General features: G+C 31.9%; 11 protein-coding genes. 10 read left to right on the top strand and 1 reads right to left on the bottom strand.

Translation table 11 applies throughout. From position 1 onward, the window contains the following. Positions 1-376: 376 nt before the first annotated feature. The gene (locus tag GMA06_RS06335) at positions 377-988 is read right to left on the bottom strand and encodes a PepSY domain-containing protein (RefSeq protein ID WP_163562064.1); all 612 of its coding nucleotides are present in this window, start codon (positions 986-988) and stop codon (positions 377-379) included. A 163-nt stretch (positions 989-1,151) separates the two neighbouring features. Here GMA06_RS06335 and fmt point away from each other — a divergent pair, with 163 nt between their 5' ends. The 10 genes from fmt to GMA06_RS06385 all read left to right on the top strand — a co-directional run bounded on the left by fmt (position 1,152) and on the right by GMA06_RS06385 (position 13,845). After that, positions 1,152-2,099, top strand: a complete 948-nt coding sequence (gene fmt, locus GMA06_RS06340) for a methionyl-tRNA formyltransferase (protein WP_163562065.1) — start codon at positions 1,152-1,154, stop codon at positions 2,097-2,099. Next, on the top strand, positions 2,089-3,453 hold the full coding sequence (rsmB, locus tag GMA06_RS06345) for a 16S rRNA (cytosine(967)-C(5))-methyltransferase RsmB (RefSeq protein WP_240328856.1): 1,365 nt from the start codon (positions 2,089-2,091) through the stop codon (positions 3,451-3,453). Before fmt ends, rsmB begins: the two co-directional genes overlap by 11 nt. 15 nt (positions 3,454-3,468) lie before the next feature. Further along, a complete protein-coding gene (locus tag GMA06_RS06350; protein WP_163545561.1) occupies positions 3,469-4,218 on the top strand; it encodes a Stp1/IreP family PP2C-type Ser/Thr phosphatase in 750 nt (249 codons plus the stop codon). Positions 4,219-4,220: 2 nt separating this feature from the next. Continuing rightward, entirely contained in the window at positions 4,221-6,134 is a 1,914-nt protein-coding gene (gene pknB / locus GMA06_RS06355) for a Stk1 family PASTA domain-containing Ser/Thr kinase (protein ID WP_163545562.1), read from the top strand. A gap of 262 nt (positions 6,135-6,396) precedes the next feature. Further along, complete coding sequence (locus GMA06_RS06360) at positions 6,397-7,770, top strand: FAD-dependent oxidoreductase (RefSeq protein ID WP_163562066.1); 1,374 nt, start codon at positions 6,397-6,399, stop codon at positions 7,768-7,770. Between the two features lie 398 nt (positions 7,771-8,168). Continuing rightward, on the top strand, positions 8,169-9,104 hold the full coding sequence (nikB, locus tag GMA06_RS06365; RefSeq protein WP_163545564.1) for a nickel ABC transporter permease: 936 nt from the start codon (positions 8,169-8,171) through the stop codon (positions 9,102-9,104). Further along, a complete protein-coding gene (locus GMA06_RS06370) occupies positions 9,104-11,473 on the top strand; it encodes an ABC transporter substrate-binding protein (protein ID WP_163545565.1) in 2,370 nt (789 codons plus the stop codon). Before nikB ends, GMA06_RS06370 begins: the two co-directional genes overlap by 1 nt. A 63-nt stretch (positions 11,474-11,536) precedes the next feature. Further along, the gene (locus GMA06_RS06375) at positions 11,537-12,307 is read left to right on the top strand and encodes an ABC transporter ATP-binding protein (protein WP_205426259.1); all 771 of its coding nucleotides are present in this window, start codon (positions 11,537-11,539) and stop codon (positions 12,305-12,307) included. After that, a complete protein-coding gene (locus tag GMA06_RS06380; RefSeq protein ID WP_163545567.1) occupies positions 12,300-13,082 on the top strand; it encodes a dipeptide/oligopeptide/nickel ABC transporter ATP-binding protein in 783 nt (260 codons plus the stop codon). Before GMA06_RS06375 ends, GMA06_RS06380 begins: the two co-directional genes overlap by 8 nt. Positions 13,083-13,257: 175 nt before the next feature. Continuing rightward, positions 13,258-13,845: an HNH endonuclease domain-containing protein gene (locus GMA06_RS06385; RefSeq protein WP_163545568.1), complete on the top strand. Its 588-nt coding sequence runs from the start codon at positions 13,258-13,260 to the stop codon at positions 13,843-13,845. Positions 13,846-13,914: the final 69 nt, after the last annotated feature.

Genomic DNA, 13,914 nt, shown 5'->3' on the forward strand with positions numbered 1-13,914 from the left:
CATAAATAAAATTGAAATCAATTGATTTATCAATTTTACGTAGTAAATGGTCTTTTGGTACTAATTCGGACAATGTGTTTAATATGATTTCATCATTTGGGTGAGTTTCTTTATAAAACATAGATTTTTCCCTCCTTTTTCTTATCTCTATTATACCACTTTTAAGCGTTATTATCGTATCAGACGTTGTGGTACGAATGGCTTCGTTCTCGCACATGGTAGAGAACGAGCGATGTATCGTGTACATCGTGGTAAGCCGTACAACTTAACGTCTGATACGAAAAAAGACTGTCGACATTTTAATTTGTCAACAGTCTGAAAAAGGCTTGAAATCAATGTTTTCAAGCCTTTTTGAGTATTGTTAAATAAATAGTGACTAATCATGATCAATCTCAAGAACTTTTAATGTTGCATTATCAACTTTAACTTCTTTTTTCTGGTTGGCACTATATAGTTCTACTTCCCAATAAGTGATACCTAATTCTTGATCCAGACTGATTTTTGTGACAGTATCTACTGCTAATGTTTGTTTCACAGCATTCAAAACATTTGTGATGCTAGATAAAGAACTTGTGTTGATTGCTTCTTTTTGACGTTCAACACCATTTCTTTCATCACTGTCTAACATCTCTTCCTTTAAAATGACTTTATCTTTTGTTTGTGTATTTACTTGAATTGTTTTTTCTGAATCATTACCAATTAAGTCTACTTCAAATAAAGGAGTAGGGACATTTAATGTTAAACTGATACTTTCAATGTCAAAATCAGGAAAATCTTTTTTTACTAATGCTACAATCTCATTGACGTCATAATCAACTGTTGATGATGTTTGTGTAGAAGATTGTTTCATTATTGTCTGCTGCGCAGTTGTTTGTTGTGTTGTCGTTGTTGTGACAGAATGTGATATATTTTGTTGTGATTGATTTGAGCAAGCACACAAAATAAAAGTAGATAAAAATATCACTGTTTTTGAAAAATTTTTCTGCATAAAAATTACCTCCATTTTTATATCATTTAGAGATTATAGGAGATAGATTTTCATAAGTCAAATTTTTTAGAGCTTTTCAGAAGTATTCTTTGCAAGTCTTTTTATTGCTTGATATAATAGTTTTATATGAATTTTTCATGAGCCTTGGATAAAGGAGTTTTATATGTCTAAAAAAATAGTATTTATGGGAACACCTGAATTTTCTGTTCCCATTTTAAGAGCATTAGTTGAAAGTGAATATGAGGTTATTGGTGTTGTGACACAACCAGATAGATTGGTTGGGCGAAAAAAAGTATTAACTCCTTCTCCTGTAAAACGTGAAGCGTTGCTACATGGCATTGATGTGTATCAACCAGAGAAATTGGTTGGTTCGCAAGAGTTAGAAACACTTTTATCTTTAGATATTGATTTAATTGTCACAGCAGCTTACGGACAATTTTTACCGTCTGTTTTATTAAATCATCCAACATATCGTGCAATCAATGTACATGCTTCTTTGTTACCGAAATATAGAGGAGGAGCTCCTGTCCAATATGCCATTATGAATGGAGAAACACAAACGGGTGTAAGTATTATGTATATGGAACCAAAAATGGATGCTGGAGATATATTAAATCAAAAAGCTATTGATATTTTAGAAACAGACACTGTAGAAACGTTATTTGATTCATTAAGCTTATTAGGTAGAGAATTATTGATCGAAACTTTACCATGTTTATTTGAAGACACTATACAACCAATCAAACAAGATGAGTCAAAAGTGATTTTTTCACCAAATATTTCAAGAGAACAAGAAAAAATAAATTGGCATCAAACTGCCACTGACATCAATCGTCAAGTTAGAGCTATGAATAGTTGGCCGGGTGCTTATACATTATTGCACGGTGAACGGTTTAAAATATGGGAGGCTATTCCTGTTCAAGAACAGACGAATGAACCAGTTGGAACAATGATAAATATAACAGATACAGAAATTTTTGTCGCTTGTGGAGAGCACACAGTATTATCACTAAAAGTAGTACAACCGTCTGGGAAATCAAAAATGTCTATTGCTGATTTTTGTCGTGGTAGTGGTGCTCGATTAGAAAAAGGAGATTGTTTTGAAAAATAAGTCAATCGAATTAACAAAAGCACAACGTAAAAAAACAGTACGATATTTAGCCATGAAAATTTTAGTAGATGTCGAACAAAATCAAGCTTATGTCAATTTAAAGTTAGATGCTGTCTTAAAAGAAGTACCTTTATCTACAATAGATGCTAATTTATTAACAGAGATTGTTTACGGCGTCACACAAAGACGATTGACATTGGATTATCTACTAGAACCTTATGTAAAAAAAGCAATTCCTTTATGGTTACGAACAATTTTACGATTATCTACTTTTCAAATGATATTTCTCGATAAAATTCCTGCATATGCTATTTTGAATGAAGCGAGTGAAATTACAAAAATCAAAGCTGGTCAAAGTATTGTTAATTTTGTGAATGGTGTGTTGCGAAATATTGATAGAAATGGGAAAGAACGTTTATCTCATTTAATGATGCAACCAAGAACAAAAGAAGTTGTGTCACTACGTACGAGTTTGCCTATGTGGCTAGTGACGTATTTTGATACACTTTATGGTTTAGAAGAAACAGAAAAAATAGGATACTCATTACTCGAGAAACCTTATCTATCTGTTCGAGCATATGATGTAGATAAAGCAATAAATCAATTAAGTCAGACATTTATGTGTGAAAAAAGTCCATTGGCACCAAATGGTATACGTATACATTCGGGGCATGTTGCGCAAACATCTTTATTTTTACAAGGAGATATTACGATTCAAGATGAAAGTTCAATGCTTGTTGCATTGTGTGGAGCCTTGGAGGAAAGTGATAAAGTATTAGATGCATGTGCGGCACCAGGTGGAAAAACAACACATATCGCTCATTTTTTAAATAAAGAAAAGGGTGGTATAGTCTATGCATTGGATTTATACGAACATAAAATCAAATTGATTGAAGAAAATGCAAAACGACTTCACGTAGATGATGTTGTGGAGGCTATGATAAAAGATGCTCGAGATGTGTCGTCTTTTTCAGATAATTATTTTGATAAGGTGTTTGTAGATGCTCCGTGCTCCGGTTTAGGATTGATGCGGCGTAAACCAGATATTAAATATAGTAAAGTGTTTGATACAATTTCCTCACTTTCTGCTATACAAGAGGATATTCTTGAAAGTGTCTTTCCTAAAGTTGCCGTTGGAGGACGTTTAATTTATAGTACGTGTACCGTGACTTTGGAAGAAAACGAAAAACGAATGGCACAATTTTTAAAAACACATACTAATTTTGAGAGAGTGCCATTATATGATTTAAAATTACCAAAAGAATGTTATACTGAATACGGAGAAATTAGTATATTACCACATATGTTCGGCACAGATGGGTTTTATATTTGTTGTTTGAAACGTATAAAATAGAATGGAGGTGTACCAATGAAAATAGCTTTTCAAACAGATGTAGGTATGAAACGTGTCATAAATGAAGACGCCGTTGACGTTTTTCAAAATAAAGACGGTTTATATTTATGTGTTTTATGCGACGGTGTTGGGGGACATCAATCTGGAGAAGTTGCAAGCAAAACAGCTTTAACATATATGGGAGATATGTGGAAACAAGAAAAAGACATCACTATGGATACTATTTCCCATTGGTTAACATCACGAATAGAAGAAGTTAATGAGCTAATATTTAATCAAGCAAATCGTTTCTCAGATTTAAAAGGTATGTCAACAACGATTGTCTGTGCGATTATGATAGATGATAAATTGATTACAGCACATGTGGGAGATAGTCGTGTGTATGTTTATCGACACGGGGCTATTAAACAAGTAACGTATGATCATACACTTGTGAATGATTTGTTAGCTTTAGGTGGTTTAAATGAAGAAGAAGCTAAAAATCATCCGATGAAGCATGTCATTACAAGAGCTGTTGGTAATAAAAAAACAGTACAAATAGATGTTACAACAGTGACTTTGATAGATAATGACGGTATATTGATTTGTTCCGACGGATTAACAGACATGCTCTCAGATGAAGAAATTGCATCATCATTTAAAGAATATCCAGCAGTTGATGATCGTGTCAAAGGATTGATACAGAAAGCCAATGTCGCTGGAGGACGAGATAATATTAGTGTATTGATTATGAAATATGAAGAACAAAATGAAAGGAGAGGGTAATAATGGTAGCAGTTGGAGATGTTCTAAGTCAACGTTATAAACTTGAACGTTTTATTGGTAGCGGTGGTACGGCAACAGTCTATTTAGCGAAAGATTTAATTTTGGATAGACAAGTCGCTGTTAAAATTTTACGCTACGATTTTTATAATGATGAAAAAACATTAAAAAGATTTCAACGTGAAGCACGTGCAGTCAGTGAACTTGTTCATGAAAATATTGTAGAGTTATACGACGTAGACGATGATGGGCAAAATAGATATTTAGTTATGGAACATGTTGACGGAACTGATTTGAAGCAGTATATTCGTGAACATTATCCACTATCATTGGTTGAAGTTGTCAACATTATGACACAAGTCGTCAATGCTGTTTCTGTTGCGCATCATAAAGGGATTATTCACCGTGACTTAAAAACACAAAATATTTTAATCAGAAAAGACGGAGTGATTAAAATTACTGATTTTGGTATTGCGATCGGATTGAGTGATACAGCCGTTACACAAACTAATACTCTGGTAGGCTCTATTCATTACCTTTCACCTGAACAATCTAGAGGCGGCTCAGCTACGAATCAATCTGATATTTATGCTTTAGGGATTATTTTGTATGAATTGATTATGGGAGAAGTGCCATTTAATGGAGATTCAGCTGTATCTATTGCCATGAAACATTTCCAAAGTCCAATGCCGAGTATTGTTGAAAATGCTGTTCAAACAGTACCGCAAAGTTTAGAAAATGTTTTATTAAGAGCGACTACTAAAAATCCAAAATATCGTTATCCGTCATGTACGAGCATGTTACAAGATTTAAGAACCTGTCTAAAATTAAGTCGACAAAATGAAAAGAAATTTATAGAACCTAGCGGTAAACCAGTTGTGAAACAGCCTAGTAATGTGAGTGGCAATGTTGTCGTAAAACCTAAGACTCCCCCGTCCAAGCCAACATTTAAACCGCAAAAGAAAAAGAGTAAAAAAGGTTTTGTTTTGTTTGCGATGTTATTTGCTGCCTTGCTCGTTATTGGTGCAGGAACAATGTTTTTACTAGCTAATAGACCTAAAGATGTCCAAGTGCCAGAGGTTGTTGGAAAAACAGAAGTAGATGCTACTAAATTGTTAGCAGATATTGGGTTAATTGTTGAAAAAGTAGAAAAAGAAAAAAGTGATACTGTCAAAGAAGGTATGGCAATTAAGACAGATCCAAAAAGTAATACTGTGGTGAAACAAAATAGCAAAGTGATTTTATATGTGAGTTCAGGAGAAAATATGGAAACATTTGAGGACTACACGAATAAAGAATACAGTGCTATTTATACAGAACTGATAAAAAAAGGATATATCATTGAACGTAAAACAGAAGCGAGTGCAACGGTTAAAGCGGGATATATCATATCGCAAAGTATCCAAAGTGGTACGAAAGTGACACCAAAAGGAACCGTTGTTACTTTTACAGTAAGTTCGGGAGAAATTACTTTTGAAAATTATACTAACCAATTATTTGAAACAGTCAAAGGGAAATTGGTTTCTGAAGGATTTAATGTCACAAAAGAAGAGGTTCATAGTAATACAGTTAAAGAAGGCTATATTGTCGATCAGTCCATTACAGCTGGAACAAAAGTAAACCCAACACAAACGAGTGTGAAATTTTTTGTGAGTATTGGTAAAAAAGAAATTACAATGCCAAATCTATACGGCTCTAGTAAAGAATTTGTTGAAAATCAATTAAGTGACTTAGGTGTGACATATATTCTAAAACAAGAGTATTCTGAAAATCCAGTTGGTACTGTGATCCAACAATCTATTCCTGCAGGGTCAGTAATTAAAGAGGGTGTTGAAGTAACGATTACCATTTCAAGAGGAAAACAAAATCAAACAACGACAACTGAAACAACTACAGAAACGACGAGAAGAAGATACTAAAAATAAAAGGTAGTGAATGGTTATTCTCATTCACTACCTTTTTCTATCGTTGAAAAGACTATTAAATACATTGACTAGTACACTTTATTATAGAACTTGAAAATTTTGGATAAATATGGTGAAAAATACCTCCAAAATAAATATGGAAACGTATATAAATAAGATTGCAACAGAAAAAAAATGTGTTATACTATGTAGTGTAGTAAGAGTTATCATACTATTGCAAATTACATTTTTCACAATAGAAAGGTTGGATAAACAGATGAGTAAAATTGTTGTTGTCGGAGCAAACCATGCCGGTACAGCGTGTATCAATACAATCTTAGGAAATTATGGCGATCAAAATGAAGTTGTTGTATTTGACCAAAACTCAAATATTTCATTTTTAGGTTGCGGAATGGCTTTATGGATTGGGAAACAAATTGCAGGTCCAGAAGGATTATTCTATTCAGACAAACAAAAATTAGAAGCTGCTGGTGCAAAAGTTTATATGAATTCACCAGTTGAATCAATTGATTTTGATAAAAAAGAAGTTCACGTACTGATTAACGGTACTGAAAAACATGTTGAATCATACGAAAAATTGATTTTAGCAACAGGTTCACAACCAATTATTCCACCAATTAAAGGTGTTGAATTAGTACCAGGTACACGTGAATTTAAAGCAACTTTAGAAAACTTACAATTTGTTAAATTGTACCAAAACTCTGAAGAAGTGATTGAAAAATTAAAAAATAAAGACATCAAACGTGTTGCAGTTGTTGGTGCGGGTTATATTGGTGTAGAACTTGCTGAAGCATTTGAACGCTTAGGTAAAGAAGTTACTTTAGTAGATGTTGCTGAAACATGTTTAGGTGGATACTATGACAAAGATTTCACAGAATTGATGAGCCAAAACTTAAAAGATCACAATATTAAATTAGCATTTGGTCAAACAGTACAAGCTGTTGAAGGAAATGGTAAAGTTGAACGCTTAGTAACAGATAAAGAAACATTTGATGTTGATATGGTTATTTTAGCTGTTGGTTTCCGTCCAAATACAGCATTAGGAAATGGTCGATTAGAATTATTCAGAAATGGTGCATTCTTAGTTAACAAATCTCAAGAAACAAGCATGAAAGATGTTTATGCGATTGGTGACTGTGCAACAGTTTATGATAACTCAATTAACGATACAAGTTACATTGCATTAGCAACAAATGCTGTTCGTTCAGGTTTAGTTGCTGCACACAATGTAGCTGGTAAACATTTAGAATCAATTGGTGTACAAGGTTCAAACGGTATTTGTATTTATGATCTAAAAATGGTATCAACAGGTTTAACATTAGAAAAAGCAAAACGTGCTGGATATAATGCTGTTGTTACAGAATTTTCTGATTTACAAAAACCAGAATTTATTGAACATGACAACCATGAAGTAAAAATCAAAATCGTTTACGACAAAGACACTCGTGTTGTCTTAGGTTGCCAAATGGCATCTAAAGAAGATATGTCAATGGGTATTCATATGTTCTCATTAGCTATTCAAGAAAAAGTAACAATTGAAAGATTAGCTTTATTAGACATCTTCTTCTTACCACACTTCAACAAACCTTATAACTATATTACAATGGCTGCTTTAACAGCTAAAGATTAGTTTATTTATCAAAAGGTATAGCCTTTTAGGTGTTGATAGCCTTCCGAAAGGAAGCTATCAACACCTTTTAAATTAGGCTCTATAATAAATCATGTTGGTGGATAGCTCCACCAACATGATTTATTTATAGACTAATAGATGTATCATTTTATGTATTATGATAAAAAGTTTATTTCGATTTATATCGTTTTCTTTTTCTTGAAAAATTTAAATGATATTAAAAGATCTAATTATATCAATGAAAATGAGTGTTTTTCGATAAATTATTTTCTTTCGTAAAACGTAATAAAGTCTATTTTTATATTGATATTCAAATCTTAATGATGTAGAATATAGTTGTAAATAGAAGTGTTTACGATTGTTTACTTTAAAGAAAGGATGATGAGTATCGTTTTAATATGAAGAAAGTTATTTGGAAAAGATTGATACAACTTGTTTTTGTGATGTTTGGCATATCTTTCATAACTTTTTCACTGATGAATGTCATTGCATCAGATCCTATTACAATGAAGTATGAAAACATGCAACAACAAGTAGATAAGTCAGTTATTGAAAAAGAGAAAGAAAAATTAGGTTTAAATAAATCTTTTTTAGAACAGTATATTAGTTGGTTATCGAATATTTCTAAAGGTGATTTAGGAATGTCTTATCGTTATCAAAAACCAGTATCAGACAAATTAAAGGAAACAATTCCGAATACGCTTGTATTAGTTTCAGCAACTACGTTTGTTTCTGCAATATCTAGTCTATTTTTGGGGATAGTATCTGCTATTTATGAAAGAAAATGGATAGATTATCTGATACGTTTTTTTTCGTTTTTGGGTGTTGCGATGCCTAGTTTTTGGGTAGCACTCATTTTGATTTATACATTTTCTGTGTCCTTTCAATTATTACCTGTGTCAGGATATGGTACGTTTAGACATCTTATTTTGCCTATGTTGACCTTATCTATATGGATGATTGCTGTTTATACAAGGCAGATTCGCAATCAAATATTAGAAGAACATCAAAAAGATTATGTAAAAGGTTTGAAATCATTAGGTTTTTCTTATCGACATATTATGTTAAAAGAGATTTTACCCAATGCGTTATTACCAGTTCTAACAAATTTTGGGATGACCATTGGTGCTTTATTAGGTGGTACCGTCATTATTGAAACGATTTTTGGTTGGCAAGGCGTCGGTCGTTTAGTCATGGAAGCTATTAAAAATAGAGATTATCCAATTATTCAAGGCTATGTATTGTGGATGTCGATTATTTTTGTCAGTATCAATTTAATCGTTGATTTATTGTATCATGTATTAAATCCTCGTGTTCGATTGGAGGATATTTAATGTATATTAAAAGAGCCTTAAAGAATAAACAATTTATTATATGTATTAGTGGTATTATCTGCTTATTCGGTATTATTTGTTTAGCTCCATACATAGCACCTTATAGTCCATATGATTTGTTTTATGAACATATTTTACAATCGCCAAACACATCATTTTTAATGGGAACAGATCATTTAGGTAGAGATGTTTTTTCTCGTGTTTTGTATGGTGGGATGACGTCATTAGTGACAGCCATTGCGATTGTGTGTTTTGTTGCTGTAATAGGTATGTTACTAGGGGTTATATGTGCTTTATCATATAAATGGGTAGATACCGTTGTGATGCGATTATCTGATATGATTTTAGCATTTCCAAGTATGATTTTTACGATTGTGATTGTTAGTGTATTAGGAACAGGTACAGTCAATATTATTGTGGCAATTAGTGTGACGGGGTGGGTAGCTTATGCTCGTGTTGTACGTGCTATGATTTTATCTTTAAAACATGCTGAATTTATTGAAGAAGCTAAATTAGGAGGTGCCAAAACACCAAAATTGTTTTTCACCTACTTATTACCTAATATTATGCCGCATATACTTGTTTTATTAACACAAGATTTTAGTGAGAAATTACTCACTCTATCAAGTTTATCTTTATTAGGGTTAGGAGCACAACCTCCTCATCCAGAGTGGGGATATATGTTGAGTGAAGGAAAACCATATATTCAACATGCACCGTGGCTATTAGTCTTTCCCGGATTAGCCATTTTTATAAGTGTAATTTTATTTAGTTTATTGGGAGATAGTTTAAGAGAAATTCTTGATCCAAAAGAAAATATAAAAGAAAAAAGGAAGAAAAAAATGTCATTGAAAAAATTTACATCTAAATGGAGTATCTTGATTGCTTTATTATTCGTTTTAGTAGGGTGTGGAACATCTAAAATGGAAGAAAAAGCCGAAACAAAAGAAGCAAAACATTTAACAGCAGCACTATATTGGTTTGGAGATGATTTAGATCCAGCAAATGGATGGAATGCGTGGACTTTATCTCGTATTGGTGCAGCAGAAACATTAGTGACAGTCAATGAACACATGAAATTTGAGCCACAACTAGCAGATAAATGGGAAGTTGTGAATGAGAAAACTTGGAAATTCCACATTCGACAAGGTGTTAAATTTAGTAATGGAAAAGTAATGACACCAGAAGATGTGAAGAAAAGTATTGAACGTGTTATTTCAAAAGATGAGCGTGCAAAAAGTAATGCCAAATTAGATAAGATTGAAGTTGACGGAGAATATGTACTTTATCATACAACAGAGCCTTATGGTTCATTGTTAGCAAACTTAACAGAGCCATTGTTTACGATTATTGATACATCTCAACCAGAAGAAAGCATCGCAACAAAACCAGTGACAACTGGACCTTATGCTGTTAAAGAATTGAAAAAAGAAGAACAAATTGAATTAGTTGCGAATGAACATTATTGGAATGGTAAACCGGGATTAGATACATTAACTGTTCGTAATATTGAAGATGACGATACACGTTTATTAGCATTACAATCAGGAGATGTTCAAATTGCTCAAAAAATAAGTGGCGTTGGTTTGGAACAATTATCTAAAAATGCTGACTTCCAAATTTTAGAAGTTCCGTCATTACGCGTTTATTATATGGCATTAAATCATAAAAATGCGTTTTTAAAAGATAAAGAGATTCGACAAGCAATGGCGTATGCGATTGATAGAGAAAAATTAGCCAAAATTGTACGCGGAGAAGCTGTTGGAGCAGCTTTCCCACGAAGCGCAGGTTATGGATACGATAAAATTGATAAACAATCGTATGATTCTGAAAAAGCAAAAGATTTATTAGCAAAAGCTGGTTTTGTTGCAGGATCAGATGGCATTTTAGAAAAAGATGGTAAAAAATTAGCCTTTACATTGTCCCTTGCGCAAGCATCGCCTTTGGCAGAAGTTTTACAATCACAATTAAAAGAAGTGGGTATTGCATTGAATATTAACTTAACAGAAAACATCAATGAATCTAAAGTTGCGAAAGACTTTGATATTTTCTTGTTCAGTTACATTACAGCAACAACTGGTGATTCAAAACGCTTTATGGAACAAAACTACTCAACACATGGAACAGACAATTTTGGAAGTTACTCTAATCCAGAATTTGATAAAATTGTTGAAGAATTGGTAACAGAATTTGATCAACAAAAACGTGTTGAATTAACCATTCAAGGTCAACAAATTTTAAATAAAGATGTTGCGAATATTTATTTAACAACAGGTATTACAAATTCAGTTGCTACTAAAAAAGTGAAAAATGTTGTGTCTTTCCCAATTGATTATTACTTCATTACGAAAGATTTAACAGTTGAATAAATAATAGGGCTGAGATTCTCAGCTCTATTCTATTATTAGAGGGATATTATGTGTAAAAATGTTATGTCAATAGAAAATCTGTCTATTTACTATGGTGAAAAATGTGTCGTACAGCATGTGAATTTATCGTTGAAAAAAGGAGAGATTTTAACAGTCGTTGGTGAAAGTGGTAGTGGTAAAAGCACTTTATTAAGTGCGATTTCCGGTTTATTAAATTCAACGGCTACAATAGAAACGGGCACGATTTATTTAGAAGAAACACCTCTCCATGAAAATAAAACAATGTATCGTGTGAATCGAAAAGATATGACGATGATTTTTCAAAATCCGGGTGCTTTTTTCAATCCGATGAAAAAAATAGGTAAACAATATGAACAATATTTATGTTTGCACGGTGTAATAGATAAACAAGAGCAAAAACACATACAGAAAATGATGTTAGAAAAAGTACATTTATGCGATGTAGATAGAGTATTAAATGCTTATCCATTTGAATTAAGTGGAGGCATGCAGCAACGTGTGTCTATTGCTATGGCAACAACATTTAAACCAAAATTATTATTGGCAGATGAACCAACGAGTGCCTTAGATGTAACGACACAAGCAGATATTGTGAAACATTTTATTCAATTATCCAAAGAGGAAACAGCTATTTTAATGGTCACGCATAATATGAGTGTTGCGTCTTATTTGAGTGATAAAATAGCTGTGATGAAAGACGGACGAATTATCGAGTATGGAAATAGAGATGATATTATTTATCGACCAAAAGAAGCGTATACGAAAGCTTTAATTGAGGCAACACCAAGTTTGAGTGAGGTAGAGAATGGATAAAGATATGATTTTACGTGTTGAAAATGTTGATAAAATATTTAAAAACAAACAGGATTATACCGCTTTAAAACAAATATCTTTTTCTTTACATCAAAATGAATGTCTAGGAATTGTTGGTGAAAGTGGCAGTGGTAAAAGTACATTGGCAAAAGTGCTACTCGGTTTACATTCAGTGACAAAAGGACAAATATGGTATAAGAATAAAGATGTGACAACGTTTAATGCTAAACAAATGCGAGAGTATCGTCAACATATTCAAATGGTTTTTCAAAATCCTTTAGCTGCATTTAGTCCAAGAATGCGTATTGGTACATTTCTATCTGAAAGTTTAGTCAATTATGGTATTCAAACCCGAGAAGAAGCAAAGCAAACAGCAAAGACATTATTAACCTCTGTTGGATTAGATGAATCCTATTTAGAGGCATTTCCTCATGAACTTAGTGGAGGACAGCTCCAAAGAGTTGTGATTGCTAGAGCTATTTCTATTCATCCAGATATTGTTATTTATGATGAGGCAACGAGTGCTTTAGATGTTTCTGTTCAAAAGAATATTTTAGATTTACTCAAACAACTGCATCAAATGTATCAAATGGCAAGTATTTTTATTAGTCATGATTTAGCTGTTGTGAAACAAATGACAGATAGAATACTTGTGATGTATCAAGGTGAGATTGTGGAAATTTTAAAGAGTAGTGAATTACATTTAGCACAACATCCTTATACAAAGACTTTACTAGATGCAACATTTTCTGTGTATCAGCATAAATCAGAGTAAGTATCAATAAAAAATAGTGTTAGTTGATATGAACTATAGATATATTTTTTGTGGAATATTATTTACTATCTATACATTTTATCTAAAAAGATATATAGTACTGTTATATTATATCATTTATAAATATTCAAAATTTATCTAAAGTATGTGTATCTATTATATGAGGTGAATATAAATGGAAAATAAATTTAAAAATAATTTTATATCAATATATGGTGAACGTGTTTGGAAAGATTTTTTTAATACAACAAGACAAATACCTGGTAGTGATGTCATTAAATTGAAATTTTATATAGAAAAAATTGATAGAGTAAGTAATTTTTATAAAATAAAGAACAAACGTTTTACAAGATTTGTTCTAATTACACTTGAAAAATATTATGGTAATGCAACAATAGATTTTAGTGAAATATTAAAATCAGATTCTAATGCATATAAATGGGAAATAGAACATATTGTTTCTAAAGCTAAGAAAAAGGATAATCGTTTATCTAATTTGACGATAATATCTAGGGATTTAAATGGATTAGAGGAATATAAAATAGCGGAATTTTCTAAAAAGAGAGAACTAATGAAAAAAAATAAAGAATATTATTTTTATTTAAATGAAATATTTAGAAATCCATCTGAAAATGTTGATGAATATTTTGAAAGTAGAGGACAACAATTAAAAGATGATTTTAAGAAAGTATTTTGTGATGAAAATTATACAGAGTATTTATTGAAAATATTGAATATATCTGATAATGATGTGAATAGATGATTTCTAACTCAATTAATATATTTACTATTTTATATGTAATATATTTTTTGTTGACAGATAGATTATTTT

Source organism: Granulicatella sp. zg-84, assembly GCF_010892375.1.
GTDB lineage: Bacteria > Bacillota > Bacilli > Lactobacillales > Aerococcaceae > WM01.